At 34.2% G+C, this 18,787-nt stretch carries 17 protein-coding genes; 3 read left to right on the top strand and 14 right to left on the bottom strand.

The genetic code is table 11. The features are described from left to right. Positions 1-297: 297 nt before the first annotated feature. From VNJ50_RS08840 to rnr, 4 genes are all read right to left on the bottom strand, one after another. Positions 298-978: a LysE family translocator gene (locus VNJ50_RS08840; protein ID WP_325581018.1), complete on the bottom strand. Its 681-nt coding sequence runs from the start codon at positions 976-978 to the stop codon at positions 298-300. Positions 979-1,109: 131 nt separating this feature from the next. After that, positions 1,110-1,784, bottom strand: a complete 675-nt coding sequence (locus VNJ50_RS08835; RefSeq protein ID WP_325581017.1) for a head GIN domain-containing protein — start codon at positions 1,782-1,784, stop codon at positions 1,110-1,112. 97 nt (positions 1,785-1,881) lie between these two features. Beyond that, positions 1,882-2,178 (bottom strand): YbjQ family protein, encoded by a 297-nt coding sequence (locus tag VNJ50_RS08830; protein WP_325581014.1) that lies wholly within the window; start codon positions 2,176-2,178, stop codon positions 1,882-1,884. Between the two features lie 43 nt (positions 2,179-2,221). Then, positions 2,222-4,456: a ribonuclease R gene (rnr, locus tag VNJ50_RS08825; protein WP_325581012.1), complete on the bottom strand. Its 2,235-nt coding sequence runs from the start codon at positions 4,454-4,456 to the stop codon at positions 2,222-2,224. Between the two features lie 943 nt (positions 4,457-5,399). Here rnr and rpiB point away from each other — a divergent pair. Together rpiB and VNJ50_RS08815 are read left to right on the top strand one after the other, a co-directional pair. After that, a complete protein-coding gene (gene rpiB / locus VNJ50_RS08820; protein ID WP_325581010.1) occupies positions 5,400-5,834 on the top strand; it encodes a ribose 5-phosphate isomerase B in 435 nt (144 codons plus the stop codon). An 87-nt stretch (positions 5,835-5,921) separates the two neighbouring features. After that, the gene (locus tag VNJ50_RS08815; RefSeq protein WP_325581008.1) at positions 5,922-6,365 is read left to right on the top strand and encodes a GNAT family N-acetyltransferase; all 444 of its coding nucleotides are present in this window, start codon (positions 5,922-5,924) and stop codon (positions 6,363-6,365) included. On the opposite strand, the gene VNJ50_RS08810 is transcribed toward VNJ50_RS08815, so the two are convergent. The 6 genes from VNJ50_RS08810 to VNJ50_RS08785 form a co-directional block, all read right to left on the bottom strand. Continuing rightward, complete coding sequence (locus tag VNJ50_RS08810) at positions 6,362-7,213, bottom strand: OmpA family protein (RefSeq protein ID WP_325581007.1); 852 nt, start codon at positions 7,211-7,213, stop codon at positions 6,362-6,364. The genes VNJ50_RS08815 and VNJ50_RS08810 overlap by 4 nt on opposite strands. A gap of 71 nt (positions 7,214-7,284) precedes the next feature. Then, entirely contained in the window at positions 7,285-8,919 is a 1,635-nt protein-coding gene (locus VNJ50_RS08805) for a S41 family peptidase (RefSeq protein WP_325581005.1), read from the bottom strand. 16 nt (positions 8,920-8,935) lie between these two features. Further along, positions 8,936-9,319 (bottom strand): ribonuclease P protein component, encoded by a 384-nt coding sequence (gene rnpA, locus VNJ50_RS08800; RefSeq protein ID WP_325581002.1) that lies wholly within the window; start codon positions 9,317-9,319, stop codon positions 8,936-8,938. Between the two features lie 75 nt (positions 9,320-9,394). Next, positions 9,395-11,287: a M1 family metallopeptidase gene (locus VNJ50_RS08795; RefSeq protein WP_325581001.1), complete on the bottom strand. Its 1,893-nt coding sequence runs from the start codon at positions 11,285-11,287 to the stop codon at positions 9,395-9,397. Positions 11,288-11,301: 14 nt separating this feature from the next. Next, positions 11,302-12,918, bottom strand: a complete 1,617-nt coding sequence (locus VNJ50_RS08790; protein WP_325581000.1) for a S8 family peptidase — start codon at positions 12,916-12,918, stop codon at positions 11,302-11,304. Positions 12,919-13,020: 102 nt separating this feature from the next. Beyond that, positions 13,021-13,884 carry an MBL fold metallo-hydrolase gene (locus VNJ50_RS08785; protein ID WP_325580999.1) on the bottom strand — a complete coding sequence of 288 codons (864 nt, stop codon included), beginning with the start codon at positions 13,882-13,884 and terminating at the stop codon, positions 13,021-13,023. Between the two features lie 211 nt (positions 13,885-14,095). On the opposite strand from VNJ50_RS08785, the gene VNJ50_RS08780 reads away from it, so the two are divergent. After that, a complete protein-coding gene (locus tag VNJ50_RS08780; protein ID WP_325581022.1) occupies positions 14,096-14,410 on the top strand; it encodes a DUF202 domain-containing protein in 315 nt (104 codons plus the stop codon). Positions 14,411-14,424: 14 nt separating this feature from the next. On the opposite strand, the gene VNJ50_RS08775 is transcribed toward VNJ50_RS08780, so the two are convergent. The 4 genes from VNJ50_RS08775 to VNJ50_RS08760 all read right to left on the bottom strand — a co-directional run. Next, the gene (locus VNJ50_RS08775) at positions 14,425-15,267 is read right to left on the bottom strand and encodes a hypothetical protein (protein WP_325580997.1); all 843 of its coding nucleotides are present in this window, start codon (positions 15,265-15,267) and stop codon (positions 14,425-14,427) included. A 178-nt stretch (positions 15,268-15,445) separates the two neighbouring features. Next, positions 15,446-16,708, bottom strand: coding sequence for a glucose-1-phosphate adenylyltransferase (locus VNJ50_RS08770; protein WP_325580995.1), 1,263 nt, complete (start codon positions 16,706-16,708; stop codon positions 15,446-15,448). Positions 16,709-16,710: 2 nt separating this feature from the next. Continuing rightward, the gene (locus VNJ50_RS08765; protein WP_325580993.1) at positions 16,711-18,114 is read right to left on the bottom strand and encodes a glycogen synthase; all 1,404 of its coding nucleotides are present in this window, start codon (positions 18,112-18,114) and stop codon (positions 16,711-16,713) included. Positions 18,115-18,690: 576 nt separating this feature from the next. Next, the coding region (locus VNJ50_RS08760) for a hypothetical protein (RefSeq protein WP_325581020.1) at positions 18,691-18,787 on the bottom strand (97 nt) is incomplete at its 5' end.

Here is an 18,787-nt window from a genome sequence, read left to right as displayed (position 1 = left end):
AACATAAACCTTCTACAGCGGTTCTCCCGATAGCTATCGGAACGCTTGATGCCTCAAGAAACCTTCAACGAAAGTTGGGGGTTTTTTTATTGAAAATTTTAAAGATGGAACGCAGATGGCGCTGATTTGGAAGATGGCCACTGATTTTTTTATGATTCATGAAATAAATCTATGATAATCATATAAAATCTGTGTTATCAGTGTTCCAAAACTTAGAATGCAGATGACGCTGATTTTCTTATAATAAATGAAATAAATCACTGATAATCATAAGAAATCTGTGTTATCAGTGTTCTATTAATTCAAAGGATTTATCATTTCCAATCGGTCTTTGAGCAATTCCTTTTCTTTTGGAAAAAAAGCTTGAGTCAGCAATAAAATTCCAAAACCTAAAATTACTAAAGCAATTATTTTCTTGGTTTTAAAAATCCGTCGTGGCGTCAATTTATTTTTTAAACGTTTAGCAATAAGTATTTTAAATAAATCGACAACAAAATAAGTAATCAAAATAGTTGCAAGAAAAACGACAACACCACCATTTGTGCTCGTAAAGGAATTGGCAATAATAATAAATGCCAACCATCCTGCTAAAACACCAACATTTATAAAATTCAATAAAAAACCTTTTAGGAATAGTTTTCCATAATTTTTCTGAATTTCAACTCTATGATATTCACGGACAATGGATCGGAACGACCTTGAAGTTTTTGTAAAAGTAATAATGCCATAAACCACTAAAAGAACACCACCAAACACCAAAAAATTGGGATCGTCCTTAATTTTTTCAAGCAATTTATTGGTACTTAAGAAAGCAATGGCGATGAATAGAATATCGGCAGCTACAACTCCTAAATCAAAAATAAGAGCACTTTTAAAACCTTTGGTAGCACTAGTTTCCAAGAGTACAAAAAACACCGGACCTATGGTAAATGCCAAAATGATTCCAAAAGGAATCGCCGATAAAACCTCGTCGAACATAAAATTTGTGTTTCAACAAAGCTACATAATTTTTTAGCTTTTATATAAGTTTAAGAAGTTCAAAAAAGTATAATAGACACAAGTACTTTGCTACATTTTAAATAGTAAAAGTGAGTAACTTACTTTTGTCCTTAATCCATACGTTGGATACGACCGCCCAACATCCTGTTTTCATTAACTTTTTCGGGATTGCCGTAAATATATACGTCACCTCCTGCTCTAATTTTTATATCGGCCAATTTAGATGCATTGATTCTCGCTTCTCCAGCAGCGTTTATAGATACATAAGCGGATTCTGATTCAAAACTTTCACCTTGAAAAATGCCACCTGTATTAATAGAAATATCTTGTCTTACAGCTTTACCGTTTACTTCAATTTCACCACCGGTAACTGCTTTTATTTTAGCATCAGTGACATTTAATGGTACTCTAATAATAGCACCTTCCTGAACTCGCAATTCAAAATTGTATTGTTTAATGATATCATCAGACGAAACATATGCTCCTTCATTAGCATCAATAATATCCAAGTTTTTGTAATACAAAGTAACTATAGTTTTATTTCCGACAAAATTTTGTCCCAGACGCATACGTATCCTTAAAGATCCGTTTTTATTGACCAATTCTACATCGTTAGAATTATCTCCAGAAATAACTGCTTTATTTTCATTGGATTTTACCAACTCGACATTGATCAAATCAAAGACTTTAATTTCATTAAAATCGCCAAGATTTTTTTCAATTTCTCTTTGACTAAAAGCATTTACACTTAAAAAAAGTGATAGCACTATCATTAACTTTTTCATAATTAATAGTTTAGATGTTTAACTTATGAAATACTTTTTAAAGTTAATTATTAATAATTTATTACTAAAAGCATGTATGATAAATAAAACTTAAATTTTAAGCTACCGATACCGCAGTTCCTGTTACTGAAACCGCAACAAAATTATTAGAAGTAAATTCAACGTCAACCGTAATTCCTACAATAGCATTAGCATTTAAATTTTTAGCTTGGTCTTGTATTTGCTGAAAAGCTTTCTCTTTTTCAGCATTGACACTATCAGCAATACTATCGTAGTATTTTTTGAGATTTAAGGTCATGGACATGCTCTGAATATTCAATGAAATTCCAGAAACAATACCTTTGTATTCATATATTTTTAAACCTTCGATGGAATTAGTCGTGGTAAGAATCATAATTTTCTAATTTAATAAATAGGTAGAACTTAACATCCAATTGTTACAACTGAATAATTTCAGGTTTTCCAATCAATGTAAAATCGAGATGTTTTTTGACCAAATCTGTGTTTTTTACTTTTACAACAACCTCTTCGCCAAGTTGGTAACTGATTCCTGTTTTTCTACCTATCAAAGCATAATCTTCCTGATTAAATTCATAATGATCATTGTCCATATCCCTAACAGAAACCATCCCTTCACATTTATTACTGATAATTTCAACATAAATTCCCCAATCGGTTACTCCTGAAATAACACCAACAAACTCTTCATTTTTATGGTTTTCCATAAATTTGATTTGCATGTATTTGATAGAATCACGTTCGGCTTTTGTGGACAAATTTTCCATATTACTGGAATGGTTACATTTTTCTTCATAAATCACTTCGCTTGCCGAATTTTCTCCGTCCAAATAGCGTTGTAATAATCGGTGCACCATCACATCAGGATAACGTCGGATGGGCGACGTAAAGTGTGTATAATAATCAAAAGCCAAACCATAATGTCCAATATTATGCGTGGTATATTCAGCTTTGCTCATACTTCTTATGGTCAAGGTATCTACCAAGTTTTGTTCTCTTTTACCTTGAACATCACGTAATAAACCATTTAATGAATTGGCAATACTGTTGCGATCCTTAAAGTTTAATTTATAGCCAAATTTAGAAACGACACCTTGCAATGCAGCCAATTTACTTTCGTCCGGTTCATCATGAACACGATAAACAAACGTTTTTTTAGGCGATTGTTTTCCGATAAATTCGGCAACTTTTCTGTTGGCCAATAGCATAAATTCTTCAATGAGTTTATTGGCATCTTTACTCGATTTAAAAAAGACACCAATCGGATTGGCCTGCTCATCCAAATCAAACTTTACCTCTACTTTATCAAATGAAATGGCGCCGTCTTTCATACGTTTGCTACGCATGGATTTTGCCATTTCATCCATTTTTAAAATGGCATAAGCAACCTTTTTATCAGCATGATACTCATTGCCTTCAATGGCAATATTATCCGGAATAAAAGTATCTATTGATGCTATATCTGATGCATCAGGAATGTTTGGATTGTTTTCAATGATGTTCTGAGCTTCTTCATACGAAAAACGCGCATCGCTATACGTCACTGTACGTCCAAACCATTGTTGTTTTACCTCTGCATTTTGGTCCATCTGAAACACTGCCGAAAAAGTGTATTTTTCTTCATGAGGTCTCAAAGAACAGGCATTATTTGATAATACTTCTGGAAGCATTGGCACTACTCTATCCACCAAATAAACCGAGGTTGCACGTTCATAAGCTTCATCATCCAAAACCGAACCTTCTTGCACATAATGCGAAACATCGGCAATATGGATGCCCACTTCATATAAACCACTATCCAAAATTTCAAATGAAATGGCATCATCAAAATCCTTGGCATCTTTAGGATCAATGGTAAATGTTAGCGCATTTCGCATATCACGGCGTTTGGCAATTTCCGCTTCAGTAATTGATGTATCCAAAGTATTTGCATAAGCTTCTACTTCGGCTGGAAACTCATAAGGCAAACCATATTCGGCTAAAATGGCATGAATTTCAGTATTGTGATCGCCAGGTTTTCCTAAAATCTTTATGACCGAACCTTTTGGGGAATCTTCGTTCTGTTCCCAGCTTTCCAATGAAACCAAAACAACATCGCCATCTTCAGCTTTATTGGTTTTATTAATGGGCACAAAAATATCTTTGTACATTTTACTGCTATTGACCACAACAAATGCATAGTTGGAATGTATTTGGATCACACCAACATATTCATTTTTGGCACGTTTGATAATATTGGTAATTTCACCTTCAAACTTACCTTGTTTACGGCGTTTGTATGTGTAAAATTCAACCGTATCACCATCTAAAGCTTTATTGATATTATTGGAAGCGATAAAGACATCTTCGTCAAAATCTTCACAAATAATATAACCCGAACCTCGTGCAGAAAGATCCAAAATTCCTGTATGGTACTCGGTATTTACAACGGCTTGGAATTTACCTCGCTCAGTTTCTACAATTTCTTTTTTAGCAAGTAATTGCTGAAGTTTTTTTATAATCTGATTTCTGCTCGAAGCATCATTTACTTCAAGTTTTGCAGCTATTTGTTTATAATTATAGGATTGGTTTCTATCTTTTTTTAAAATACTTAGAATTGTATTTGTTAGGTTCGAGATTTTATTTGACGATCCCTTTCTTCTTTTTTTTGTCATTTATTATAATATGATCTTATAGAATTTCTAAAGTTAACGAAATTCAGTTATCAAAACTCAACTAAAGGAGAAGATTGGTAGTTAAGTTTGTGCAAAACTACGTTTAAAATCTGAAAACAGCAGCTGTTTAATAGTTAAGTTAACGTAAAATAAATTTTAAACCGATCAATCCTTCCAAAATTTTTAAGTCGAACCTCAATTTATCTATTCTCAAATTTTCTTTTAATTGCTTTTAAAAGTTCTAATTCAAAAATAAAAACAGTTATCCACATTTATATATATCATATTAAGTTTTTATTAAATTTTTAAAAAAATAATGGTGGTTATGATGGCTTGTTAATAACGGTTATAACTTTTTTTAGTTTTACTTTGAATAGTGACTTAAAGCATTTACTTAAGATCTTATGAACAGGTTATTTTTGTTAAACTGATTGGTTTTTAATGGATTTTAATACTTATCAACAACCGTTGAGAACCTAAATTAACATGGTTTTACTGATAAGATTATTGTAAATTGATGTTGATATGGGCAGAATGATATGCTGATAAACTGTCTAAAGAAAATGGCTAACTTTTTTGGTCATATCAATACTTTTTTGGCTTGTAAAAATTATCGGATTTATAAAATTTATCTTTTAGATTTTAACGACAAGTTATCAACATGTAATAAGCAACTCGTGCATAACAATTGTTATTATGTTTAATTGAAATTAATCGTTGCTTACTATTTTATTGAGTATATAGGTAGGTTTTATTCCTGCATTCCTAGTTATTGACAAAGATCGATAGTCTGTTTTTAATATTTATAGCAATGGCGACGAGTTTATAAACAGGTAATTAAATGTTATGAATAATTCTATTTTAGATGTTAATTTCCCAACAGACTCACTATATTATTTTGTAACTTTATCGGCTAAATATTTGATAATAAAACATTCATATTATGACAATTTCAATAGGTAATGATCACGCAGGAACCGAGTATAAAAAAGCTATCGTAAAACACTTACAAGACCAAGGTTACACGGTTAATAACTATGGTACCGATACAAATGACAGTGTAGATTACCCAGATTTTATTCATCCAGTGGCTAAAGATGTCGAATCTAAAGCTGTAGATTACGGAATCATTATTTGTGGAAGTGGTAATGGTGCCAATATGACGGCCAATAAACATCAAGGCGTCCGTTCGGCGTTATGTTGGAATAAAGAGATTGTAGCCTTGGCAAAACAACATAATAATGCTAATATTTTGAGTTTGCCATCACGATTTATAGCCTTGCCACAAGCAATTGAAATGGTAGATACGTTTTTAAATACACCGTTTGAAGGTGGCCGACATGAAACCCGCATCAATAAGATTCCGGTAACTCAATAAATTGGATATTAAAGTAATTTCATTTAGATGAATGTTATCTGTAATACTCTTTAAAATCAATTTTTTACGTAGTTATTAACCATAAGAATGCTAAAGATTATATCAAAAGATTTTTCAGAATTGACTACTGATGAACTTTATGCCATTTTGCAATTGCGAAGCGAAATTTTTGTGGTTGAGCAAAACTGTGTTTATCAAGATATAGACTATAAGGATCAAAAAGCATTGCATATTTTGGGTTATAAACAAGGTGAGTTAATAGCTTATACCCGAATATTTAAACCTGGCGATTATTTTGAGTTTGCTAGTATTGGCAGAGTACTTGTCAAAAAAGATCAACGCCAATTTAAATATGGCTATGACATTATGAACGCCTCTATAAACACTATTCAAAAGGCATTTAATGAAACGAAAATCAAAATTTCTGCACAATTATATTTAAAGGATTTTTATAATACTTTGGGATTTAATCAAATAGATGAAGTTTATCTTGAAGATGGCATTCCTCATATCGCAATGCTAAAAGATTAATTAGCTTCAGAGGTGTCATTGTTTTCTTTGACGTAAGTTACTAAAATCTCGACGCGCCTATCATATTTTGCTTCGCCCCCTAACGGAAATTTACGACGCATGCCCACATATTTCATTCGTTTTGGATCGATACCTTTTTTAGCCAAATAATCGTAGATATATTTTGCCCTTGCTACGGATAGATTTTGTTTTTTGGTTTTTCGGTCGTAAGCATCCCGGCTATTTTGTGTACAGCACACATGACCTTGAATGGTAAAATAAATATCGGTCCGTTTGAGAAGTATTTTTGAGATTTCTTCTAAAGTTTTTACCGATTCGGGAAGGAGATAACTGTAGCTGGTTTTAAATAAAATATTGTCCAATAAAATATGATCTCCAATTTTTATATCGCCCGCCAAAGTTTCGCTTGCTGTTTTAGGCATGGTAACAACTTCCGGTTTTGGTGGAAAAACAGGAGTTACAATAATCTCAACTTTTCTATTTAAACTTCTTATTTTACTAACATTTTCTTCTTGGACAACTTTTAATAAAATTTTTCCTTTACCATCAACATTGGTAATCACAGATTCGTCAAATTCATTATCGGAGAAAATAACTTTAATGCTGTTGGCTCGGTTTTGTGAGAGTGTCATGTTATAATCTGCGCTGCCTCTATCGTCTGTAAATCCGTATATGGATATTTTTTCAATATCCAAAGATTCAATTTGGGATAAAAAAGTCAAGAGTCGGGCTTGTTCGGGTACAGACACATCATAAGCATCGGTTTTAAAAAATACCTCGTGTTTTAATTCTTCTTGTGCCCAAATTATTTGAGAAAAAAACATGGCTATGACCAAAACTTGTTTCATATCTAATTCACTTGAAAAATTAAATATACCGAAAATTTTAAAAATGTTGTTTTCTTATCGATGTATGTACTTTATTGTAGATAATTTAAATAAGTAGATGGATTATTTAGTATTTCTGTGCTCTTTTTGATGACCGGATTATGATTGACATAATACGTGTACATGCCTTCGCTATAAAAATAACGCTTTACGATTTCTTCAGTCAATAAAGCCATAAGTTGTGTTTTATTGGTATCTATAGCATCTGTTTTATAGGTATTTAAGGTTTGTATTAAGTTGGCATATTGTGCATCAATAACGTCGGTCAAGGTTTCTTCTTTTGCTACATTAAGTGCTTTATCAAAAGCTTTTTCAGTTTCGGTTTCAAAAGTAAAGTTGTTTGATTTTAAGAAAGTTTTGAAGGCTTTAAAATCGGCATCTTTTAATTCAAAAGTCTTTAAATCTGTAATTTGATGTGAATAATAATAATCGGTTGCAAAATCAAAAATGAGATTTTCATTGACAATGGCGTTGGTAATCGGACTTAATTTTGTGATAGCAAGTTCAAGATCGGGTTGTATGCCGCCACCGTCATAAACTGTTCTTCCACGTTTGGTTTTGAAGGCATTAAAATCTTCTTTATTGGTACGTGTTGCTTTGCCCAATTCGTCGCGGTTCCAGTAATCCAATTCCTGGATACAACGTCCAGAAGGTGTGTAATAGCGTGAAATGGTAATTTTTAATTGGGTGCCATAAACCAAGGCTTTTGGTCGTTGAACCAATCCTTTTCCAAAGCTTCTTGCACCAACTATAACGGCCCTATCCAAATCTTGTAAAGCACCAGCAACAATTTCACTGGCCGATGCACTTTTTCCATCAATTAGAACGACTACTGGAATTTCGGTATCAATGGGTTCCTTTTGTGTATAATAGGTTTTGTTGTATTTATCTACTTTTGATTTTGTAGTGACCACCAATTGATTGCGCGGTATAAAAATATTGGTCACGTTAACCGCTTCATTGAGCAATCCACCTAAATTTCCGCGCAAATCCAATATCAATTGTTTAGCACCTTGACTTTTTAAAGTCCTAATGGCATTTATGGTTTCGGAAGATGCTTTTTCATTAAATTTTCGCAATACGACATAACCAGTTTTGCCATCGATCATTGAAAAGTGAGGTACGGCGTGTATTTCTACAGCTTCACGTTGTATGGCTGCGGTGTGGGTTTTACCTTGTCGGATATAAGTAACAGTTACCGAAGTTCCTGCGGCACCATGCAATAAATTTCCGGCATCATCTTTAAAATCGGCGATAACAGTATCATCAACTTTAATGATTTCATCGCCGGCTTTTAAACCTGCCTTATCTGCCGCAAAACCTTTATAAGGTTCTATGATAACCAATTTGTCTTTTAACGTCAGCACGCTGGCTCCTATACCAGTATAATCGCCAGTATTATTAATCCGTGAGGCTTCAACATCTTGTTCATTGTAAAAATTGGTATAGGGATCTAAATCTTGAAGCATACTTTTTATGGCCGTATCCATCAAATCGGCAGGATTGGTTTCATCCACATAATTCATATTGACTTCTTTGAAAAGTGTCGTAAAAATTTCGATCTGTTTTGCAATTTCGAAGAAATCATTTTTAAATGCCGATCCTGTAATAAACACAGCACCTACAAAAATAGGAAGTACTATTTTTTTTGAGAATAGCTTTTTCATAATCGCGTTTTAAGATTTAGAGTTTAGGAGGGATTTGGTGTTTTAGAAAAACATCCATTAAGGTATTCATTTTTTTTGAAATGGTATTAAAATCAGTTTCAGATTTACCAATGTACAAAATCATAAACGCATATTGGTCTGTGATGTTGTTAAGATACTTGGATTTATTAAGCCGATAAGCTTCTCTCATTAGGCGTTTCATTCGGTTTCTATCAACGGCTTTTTTGAAATTTCGTTTACTTACCGAAACGCCAACTTTTAGCTTTACCGGATCTTCAAAACTGGTTTTAAGATAGACCAATCTTAAGGGATAAACGGCAATGGACTTCCCTTCAGAAAAAAGTTTTTCAATGAGTTTCTGACTTTTAAGTTTTTCTATTTTTTTAAATGATTGGTCCATAAGCCGTCAAAGGTACTACTTTAGCAAATAAAAAAACCGCTTGGTGAAAGCGGTTTTTATAAAGTTATTTCTTTTTTAATTCAATTTTAAAACATTGTTTTCTCTGTTCACATCGGCCATAAAACCGCGTGGATCGATACTAATGTTGGTAATAGAAGTTTTAGGCTTTTCAATTTCAAACGTATAAGTTGGGTGTGCCCATGCCCAATTTTGTAAAACATTGGTGGTTTGTGGCGTTGGTTTTGCGCCGCGCATCATCCGCAACGGAATATAATATTGGGCGGTTGTACCATCAGCATAGGTTATTTCGATATCTATAGGCATTGGCATGAGTCCAATACGTTCTAAGGTAATAGCTGTTTTGTTGTCTTTGGCATCTACATTTTGAATGGCATAATCGATGGTATTTGTAGTTTGGGTCCAATCCATTAAATACCAATCGAGTTCCAATCCCGAAACTTTTTCGGCAATTCTGATGAAATCCATTGGTTTTGGATGTTTAAATGCCCATTCTTTATAATACTGTTTGATGGTTTTATCTAAATTATCTTCGCCAATAATATAGCCCAATTGGGATAAAAATATAGATCCTTTGGTATAAGAAGCTATTGAAAAAGCAAAGTTAAAGGCATAACGGTCCGAGTGCGTGGTTTGAGGTTGCTCTCTATCCGAATTTGCTAAGGCGCTGTACGAACGGTAAGATTTTGTAAAAGGATTATCACTGTTTTTTTCATGAACGGCATCCAGAGCTCTATCCTGGATCCATGTGGTAAATCCTTCATCCATCCAAGAATGTTTACTTTCATTGGTTGCCAATACAAACTGGAACCAACTGTGCGCCAATTCGTGTGCTGTAACGCTGATTAATCCGTTAAGTGTGCCTTCACCAACTATAAGGGTGCACATGCCATATTCCATACCGCCGTCGCCGCCTTGGATGACCGAATATTGATCATAAGGATATGGACCGACGTGAGTGCTGTAAAACTCCATTAACTGTTTGGTAATAGGCTGTAATTTTTTCCAATTTTCCAGTTTTTCTGCTGGTAAAGAAGCTTTGTATAAAAAGTGAAGCATCGGTCCGTTTTCCATCTGAACTTTATCGTGGATATAATTAGGATCGGCAGCCCAAGTAAAATCATGGACATTGGGAGCTTTAAAATGCCAAGTCAGGGTTTTTCCTTTTTGTTTTGCTACTTTTTCGGTTTCGTAACCATGGCCAATTTCGTTCGGGTTTTGAAGATATCCCGTTCCGCCGATGGTATAATTTTTATCGATGGTAATTTTGACGTCATAATCGCCCCAAACGCCATAAAATTCTCTCGCAATATAAGGATCGGCATGCCATCCTTCATCATCATATTCAGCCAGTTTTGGATACCATTGGGACATGGATAAGGCCACGCCTTCGGCATTATTTCGACCCGAACGACGGATTTGAACCGGTACTTGCGCGTCAAAAACCATATCGAACGTTGTTTTTTCTCCAGGTTGAATAGGTTTATCCAATGTGACAATCAAAATAGTTCCTTGAGTTTCATGGCTTACTTTTTTACCGTCCTGAAGTAAAGAGGTTACATTAATATAGCCTATTTCATCAGGACCTAATTTGCTGATACGGCTTTCATAATTAGGCTCTGCTTTTGTTCCTAAATTGTTGACCATACGCCCATCCGGATCCGGAATGCTTTTAAGACGTGCATCCATTTCGCTGTCGGGCTGAAAAGCATTGGGATAAAGGTGGTAAAATACGCGATTTAAAACATCGGGTGAGTTGTTGGTATAAACCAATTTTTGAGTTCCGGAATAGCGGTAATTTTTGACATCCATATCAATCGCCATCGTATAATCAACATGTTGTTGCCAATAATGAGGATTGGACGATGGTGGCGTATCATTTTGTGAATGCGCTTTAACAGCGGGCATCAACAAAAGAAAACTAAGACTTAAAGCAAAGGTAAATTTCATGTTTAGTGGTGTTATTAAAGGTTTTTAGCCATTTGATCTGCGATGATCAAAGCATTATAGGCATTGGCAATTTTTTGAGATTTAGACAGTTCATTGAATGGTTTTACATTGGAAGAATCGCCTCCCACTATTACTTTTGTGGTAAGTGTCAATCCAGAATCTAAAATCACTTTTTTAACTTGTGAAGCTGATAATTTTGGATAGTACGACCGGATTAATGCCGCAATACCAGCAACACCCGGCGATGCCATTGAAGTACCACCGTAACTTTTGTAATTATTTTCTGGAACGGTAGAATAAATTTCTCCACCTGGAGCAAAAATATCGACATTTATTTTTCCATAATTTGAAAATCCAGAAACCATTGCAGAACCATATTTAGAATCTAATGAACCAACGGTAATAAAGTTATCTGCAATTTCTGGACCTGTACCAATAGCATCATTCGGGAAAACGTCTTTAACATCTAAATCCAAGGATTCGTTTCCGGCGGCATTTACAATCAACACATCTTTTGAAGCTGCATATACAATAGCATCTCTTACCCAATCGCTATGTGGCGAGTAGTGTTTTCCAAAACTTGTATTGATAATTTTTGCACCATTATCGGCTGCATATCTAATGGCCAATGCAATGTCTTTATCATATTCATCACCATTGGGAACAGCCCTGATACTCATAATTTTTACGTTGTTTGCAACACCGTTGGCACCTTTGCCATTGTTGCGTCCGGCAGCAATAATTCCGGCAACGTGCGTACCGTGGCTTTCAGATGGTTTTACTGGTTTTACATTGTTGTTGCCATAATATTTTTGGGTCATATCGTCAGGATTATCACCTGTTTTACGACCTCTAAAATCGATATTGAGATTATAGTTAAGACGTTCTGTGATATCTGTCAAGCCTTTGGTAATATCAGTTTCAGCATCATCTAAACTTTTAAAATCCATGCTGTAAACATATTTTGCAATGGCAATATACTGTTGTAGTATTTGGTTGCTTGTACTAATGGCCTCCACATCTTCTTTGGTGTAATTATCCTTTTTGGTTTCCTTTTTTAAGGCATCGTTTGCGTTTTTAATTTGTTGTAAAAACTGATCATAATTGGTTTTATAACCTAAGTATTTGTCATATTCAGCTTGTCTTTCAGCTTTGGCTTCGGCATAGCGCGGATTTGAAGTGTCGCCACTTGCTAATAGACGTACATACTCTAATTGCTCGTCATAGCCATCTCCAAGAAAGTTCCAACCATGGATATCATCTACGTAACCGTTTTTGTCATCATCAATACCATTACCAGGGATTTCTTTTGTATTGGTCCAGATTGATCCTTGCAAATCTTCGTGGTCAATATCAATTCCCGAATCGATGACGGCAACAATAACCGATGCTCCTTTTTTGTTTTTGATGATTTCGTTATAGGCTTTATCAACACTCATCCCAGGAATGGTATCATTTTTTAAATCTAAATGTCCCCAGTGTTTTTGTTCGGCATCGGTTAATTCAGAAATTTTTAATGGTAAGGTGTCAATATTTTCGAGTGGTGTTGAAATAACGCCAGCAGTCGAACCACAGTTATAAAATGTTGATGCTGCAATAGCAACAATAGCAAATGATTTTAATAATTTCATAGGTAGATATTTATTGTTTTTTTAAAAGTTCTATGCAATGCAGAATTTTTCATTCGTGTTTGTGGTCGAATTTTCGCGCGCACAGTTCATATAATTAATTTATTAATGTGTAAAAATGTCTTTTGAATTGAACGCCTGATCTAAGCGGACGCCTTTTTCGGTATGCTTTACGGTAATAATTTGATGATGTGCATCGTGCTCCAAAAACAAATAATAATTTTCGTTGGCTGCCATATTGAGAAATACTTCTTTTTCGTCCAAGGTTAATAAAGGACGTGTGTCATAGCCCATAACAAAAGGCAGAGGCAGATGCCCAACGGTTGGCAGCAAATCGGCCATAAAGGCTATGGTTTTATCTTGATATTTTATAAGCGGAATCATCTGTTTTTCGGTGTGTCCATCAGCAAAAAAGATATCGAAACCAAGTTCTGAATTTTTTAATAGCCGATCTTCAGGAAGCAGTATATTCTTAAGTTGACCACTTTCTTTTAAGGGTTGGATGTTTTCTGCCAGAAATGATGCTTTTTCCCGATCATTGGGTTGGGTTGCCCATTTCCAATGCGCGGCGTTGGTCCAAAAATGGGCATTTTTAAATGCCGGTTCATATCCTGTTTTATCTTTATTCCATTGTACGCTGCCACCACAATGGTCAAAATGCAGGTGAGTCATAAAAACATCGGTAATATCATCGCGATGGAAACCAAGGTTTTTTAACGAATTATCAATCGAATCATTGCCCCATAAATAGTAATAGCCAAAAAACTTATCGCTTTGCTTATTTCCCATTCCGGTATCGATTAAAATGAGTTTGTTGCCATCTTCAATCAATAAACAACGCGCTGCAATATCAATCATATTATTGGCGTCGGCAGGATTGGTACGTTGCCAAATTGATTTTGGAACAACTCCAAACATAGCACCGCCATCAAGTTTGAAATTACCAGATTCAATAGGATATAGTTGCATAATGGTTACTTTTGATAAAATTAAACTGCAAATTACTAAAACTGTTAAAATTTGTCGATTTTAAATAGTGATATTGGCTGTTTTTTAACATATTATAAGGTATTCTAACAATTAATAATTCCGATCATTTGAATCTATCTGAATTTTATTTTAATTTTATAAAAAAGGATGTATGAGAAGAATAGTCTCGGCGCCAATGCAATTAAAAAACATGAAACTTTTAGAGTTTGGTCGTGATTTTAAACCCGATCAGGAAATTATTTTAAGAGATTATTTGGCGATCGAACGGACGCGATTGGCCAATGAGCGAACCTTACTTTCATATATCCGTTCGTCATTGTATTTGATGTTAGGTGGTATTGCTTTTTTGCAATTAAAAGATTTTCCAGACTTTCAATATTTAGCCATTATAGCCTTGGTTTTTAGTGCTATTTTTCTAGTTATCGGTATTTATCGGTTTGCTGTATTAAAACGAAGTTTGAAGAAGTTGTATTATAATTTTGAACAGAAAGAACAGGCGAAGTGATATTTATATTTCCTTTAATGAGCATATTTATCTTTCACTTGCGCATTAAAAACAATTAATATTTGTTGATTTAAAATATTATCATGCCTAATAACAATATTCCAATCTGGGATTTGTCTTACGATTCTTAACGCTTCTTTGATGAATGGATTTTCTTTATCAGTGATTATAGTATTATCTATCAACATAAAGGTATTTTCCCAATCAATGTTTTTTAATTTTCCATTTTTATTAGGTGTTACACTTATCCAAACTTGATAATGTTTATCATTCAATTCGGGTATATTTTCCCATTCAATTTTTTTATAGATGAAGTCTAAATATCCATTAGGATTTAAGGATAAAAATCGAGATGTTTTTGAAATCCGATTTATATAATTCTTAGCATTTATTACTATGCCATTTTGAAATTTAAGTACAGTTTCATTGGGATAAATAGATGTTTTTTTATAGTGATTATTAGTACAAATAATACAATTTCCTTTATGTACTATTAGGTTTTCATTGACCCAACTGGCAAAAATTGATTTTTGTTCTGTTTGTAACCATTGTTGATAGTTGATTTTAGAGTTATCATAGAAAGACGTAATCTTAGTGAGATAAAGACTGTCATTTTTAATAAGCCATTCGGTTTTATAATTACCCAAAAAAATTAAGGTCTCCATTACGGAATCTTTGTTTTCAGAAGATCTTTCGTTCTCAATTTTAAGAGAAATTAATTCATCCCATTCAGGTTTTAATTTTAAAGGATTTGAATAAAGGTTTAAGGTATCAGAATTCCATATTAAGACATCAGAAGTCTGTGCGCTTATTACGGTTGTAGATAAAAACACTAATATGTTTATGATGTTTTTCATATACTGACGAATTAAGATAAATTTACTTATTTTTTTCAATAAATTTTATCACTTGATAACACTAGGTTTATATGTAAAAAATCAGATGCGATCAAGAATGTTCAAAAGAAAAAAATGGCCATTATAGAAAAAACCTCAGTTGCAAGTTGAGGTTTTATATTCAATTTTGAAAAGCTATTTAAATAACCGTTCCATGCGGAATAACAGCACCTTTTTTAATAACCACAATGCCTTGTCTAATCACGTAGGTATCGGTTTCTGTGTCTTTTGAATTAGAATCGCCGTTAATTCTGACGTCGTTTCCAATGCAACAATTTTTATCGATAATGGCATTTTTTATAAAACACCGCTCCCCTATTCCCATGGCAATTTTTGAGGTAGAGGTCACTTCTTCAATCGTTTGATAACTATCGCTTCCCATCATATACGTATTAATCACAGTCGATTCTTTTCCTATTCTGGCACGAATGCCAATGACTGAATGTTCTATTCGTGAGGCATTAATGATGCAACCTTCGGCAATAACAGCGCGGATGAGTGTGGTACCACTGATTTTTGTGGTGGGCAACATTCTGGCTCTGGTGTAAATTCGATTTTTGTTGTTGAACAAATCAAATTGAGGGATATCGTCGGTCAGGCCTAAATTGGCTTCAAAAAATGAATCCACATTCCCTATATCGGTCCAATAGCCTTCAAACTGATAACTTAATGTTTTGTGCTTTTCAATGGACTGCGGAATAATTTCTTTACCAAAATCGTTGGTATTTGGATTATTCATTAGGTCGATAAGCAGTTGTTTATTAAAGATGTAAATTCCCATCGATGCCAAATGGTTTCGTCCTTGTGCTTTCATGGCATCACTGACTTCAGACGTCCAATCAGGCAATAAGCTAGCGTTTGGTTTTTCTATAAAAGAAGTGATAATATTGTTTTCATCAGTTTTTAAAATTCCAAAGGATGTAGCATCTTTTTCCACAACTGGTAAAGTAGCAATAGTAATTTCGGCTTGGTTTGAAATGTGTGCATCTAACATTTTGTTAAAATCCATTTGGTATAACTGGTCGCCAGAGAGAATGAGCGCATATTCAAAATCGTAATTCAAAAAATGGGTCATATTTTGTCTAACCGCATCGGCAGTACCTTGATACCATGAGGTACTAGACATTGTCTGCTCTGCGGCTAAGACATCTACAAATGCCTGGCTAAAAAAACTAAAATGATAGGTATTTTTTATATGCTTGTTTAGTGATGCCGAGTTGAACTGCGTCAATACAAACATTCGCTTAATTTCTGAATTGATACAGTTGGAAATAGGGATATCCACCAATCTATATTTTCCAGCAATAGGTACAGCTGGTTTAGAGCGTGTTGCAGTTAGTGGGTAAAGTCGAGAGCCTTGTCCACCACCCAAAATGATAGAAATTACCTTGTTGTGGTACATAGTTATAGAATTAAGGAATTATACAAATTTATATAGGCTTGTGCAGATGAATTCCATGAATGATCAATTTTCATCATCACGTTACGATTAGCTTTAAATTGCTCGGTATCGTTATAAAAGTTGATGGCTCTGTGAATAGCAAAACTACCTTCATGAACAGTAGCACCATCATGCAAAATCCCAAAACCATTATTTTCAAAATCCTGTACGGTATCTTTTAATCCTCCTATTTTATTTACAATAGGGACTGTTCCATAACGTAAAGCATACATTTGGTTAAGCCCACAAGGTTCAACACGAGATGGCATGAGCAAGAAATCTGCCGCCGCATAAACTATATGTGCCAAGCGTTCATTATAACCAATATAGGCGTGGTAATAGCCTTCAAATTGATATTTAAGTTTTTCCAATTGATATTCCATGGCAACATCACCAGAGCCTAACATGAAGATCGAAACATTTTTATGAACCAATGCATTGTGGAATATATCAGGCAACAAATCAGCTCCTTTTTCGCCTACCAAACGCCCGATAAATGCAAATAATGGCAACTTTGGATTGAGGTTAAATTCTTTACAAAGCCATGCTTTGTTCGCTTTTTTGCCAGTCGCTACAGTTTTAATTGAATAATTTTTTATTAAACTATCATCGGTTGCCGGATTCCAAAGTTCAGCATCAATACCGTTCAAAATACCAACACATTTACCGCTTTCATAACGTAGCAAATCTTCCAAACCATTGGCACCATAGTTAAGCTCTTCCATGTAATTAGGAGATACTGTGGTCACTTTCCAAGCACATTTTATTGCACATGCCATTGGGTTGATGAGGTTTTGCCAATCTAATAATCCCACTTTTGAAAAGTCAAAAGGTGGAATAAGATGTATTTTATCATGTCCAAACCAACCTTGATACTGTGCGTTATGAATGGTGAATACTGATGGGGTGTTTTTTAGTTGCGCATAGGCATAACATTGTGACATCATAAACGGAATCAACCCGGTATGATGATCATGACAGTGCACCACCTCTGGTTTGTGATCCAATTGTACCAACCAATCTAATGCCGCAATCTGAAAGCCTAAAAAACGTTCGGTATCATTGGACGAATACACATAATCGGTATATAAAAGTCCAGGAATATCAACCAGATAAACATCATAGCCCAAGGCATTATCAATTAGCGTCAGGATATCAAAATCAAAAGGTACACCTAAATTGAAACGTCCACCAAATACTTTTTTGAATTTATTTGAATTGGTAAATTTGTTATTGTAGAAGGGCATTATAACGCTGCTCGCCGCGCCCATTTCATTCTGATATTTTGGGAGTGCTCCAACAACATCTCCCAATCCACCTACTTTGGCAACAGGGTAGCATTCGGCACTGATATGATATATAGTCATGAAATAGTTTTATATGTTCTTAAAACTACAAAATATTTGAGCATATAGCATATTATAAAAAATTAAATTTTTAGGGATTTAGAAAGCTGATAAAGTTTGATGAATTTATAATATTAACCGTAGTATTATAAGAAGTTTCAAATGATTTTGGAATTTTTACTTTGGTTTTTTTGCTCACTTAAATTCAAAAGCAGTAATGTCATCAGGTGTTACTTCTACATAATCTATTTCTTGCTGGCTTGTGGTGCGCCAGAAGTGAGATTTTGTTTTAAGCATTTAATCATAAAAAATAACTCCTAATGCACCGATTATGGCCATGTTCAGTGAATATATTCACCAATATTGAAGATTTGAATATGAAAAATAAGTAGATATTAATGAAATACGCTAAATTGTCCAACTTTTTAAAAGCTGTAAACCACTAATTTTTAAGGTTATAGTATTTTTTAACAGGAACTTTCAGATTCTCATTGTCCCAACAAAATAACCAATGATATGTAAAGGTACAAACAAGACCTTTACACTAGCGTAATTATCTCCATTGGACTTAAGGTTCCTGCTTTCGCAGGAACACTTTTAGTCATTCAATTTCAAAACCGCCATAAATGCTTGCTGAGGAATCTCAACATTTCCTACCAAACGCATCCGTTTTTTACCTTTTTTCTGCTTTTCA

The organism is Gelidibacter sp. (genome assembly GCF_035577925.1).
Lineage (GTDB): Bacteria > Bacteroidota > Bacteroidia > Flavobacteriales > Flavobacteriaceae > Gelidibacter.
Note: the sequence above shows the minus strand (reverse complement) of the source record. Positions and strands in the feature narration are given on the sequence as shown.

Excerpts from the sequence above, each read along its gene's own strand:
- VNJ50_RS08805 (WP_325581005.1), bottom strand. The coding sequence starts at position 8,919 with ATGAAAAAGCTATTCTCAAAAAAAATAGTACTTCCTATTTTTGTAGGT.
- VNJ50_RS08770 (WP_325580995.1), bottom strand. The coding sequence starts at position 16,708 with ATGTACCACAACAAGGTAATTTCTATCATTTTGGGTGGTGGACAAGGC.
- VNJ50_RS08785 (WP_325580999.1), bottom strand. The coding sequence starts at position 13,884 with ATGCAACTATATCCTATTGAATCTGGTAATTTCAAACTTGATGGCGGT.
- VNJ50_RS08830 (WP_325581014.1), bottom strand. The coding sequence starts at position 2,178 with ATGATTCTTACCACGACTAATTCCATCGAAGGTTTAAAAATATATGAA.
- VNJ50_RS08815 (WP_325581008.1), top strand. The coding sequence starts at position 5,922 with ATGCTAAAGATTATATCAAAAGATTTTTCAGAATTGACTACTGATGAA.
- rpiB (WP_325581010.1), top strand. The coding sequence starts at position 5,400 with ATGACAATTTCAATAGGTAATGATCACGCAGGAACCGAGTATAAAAAA.
- rnpA (WP_325581002.1), bottom strand. The coding sequence starts at position 9,319 with ATGGACCAATCATTTAAAAAAATAGAAAAACTTAAAAGTCAGAAACTC.
- rnr (WP_325581012.1), bottom strand. The coding sequence starts at position 4,456 with ATGACAAAAAAAAGAAGAAAGGGATCGTCAAATAAAATCTCGAACCTA.
- VNJ50_RS08835 (WP_325581017.1), bottom strand. The coding sequence starts at position 1,784 with ATGAAAAAGTTAATGATAGTGCTATCACTTTTTTTAAGTGTAAATGCT.
- VNJ50_RS08810 (WP_325581007.1), bottom strand. The coding sequence starts at position 7,213 with ATGAAACAAGTTTTGGTCATAGCCATGTTTTTTTCTCAAATAATTTGG.
- VNJ50_RS08795 (WP_325581001.1), bottom strand. The coding sequence starts at position 11,287 with ATGAAATTTACCTTTGCTTTAAGTCTTAGTTTTCTTTTGTTGATGCCC.
- VNJ50_RS08780 (WP_325581022.1), top strand. The coding sequence starts at position 14,096 with ATGAAACTTTTAGAGTTTGGTCGTGATTTTAAACCCGATCAGGAAATT.
- VNJ50_RS08765 (WP_325580993.1), bottom strand. The coding sequence starts at position 18,114 with ATGACTATATATCATATCAGTGCCGAATGCTACCCTGTTGCCAAAGTA.
- VNJ50_RS08775 (WP_325580997.1), bottom strand. The coding sequence starts at position 15,267 with ATGAAAAACATCATAAACATATTAGTGTTTTTATCTACAACCGTAATA.
- VNJ50_RS08840 (WP_325581018.1), bottom strand. The coding sequence starts at position 978 with ATGTTCGACGAGGTTTTATCGGCGATTCCTTTTGGAATCATTTTGGCA.
- VNJ50_RS08790 (WP_325581000.1), bottom strand. The coding sequence starts at position 12,918 with ATGAAATTATTAAAATCATTTGCTATTGTTGCTATTGCAGCATCAACA.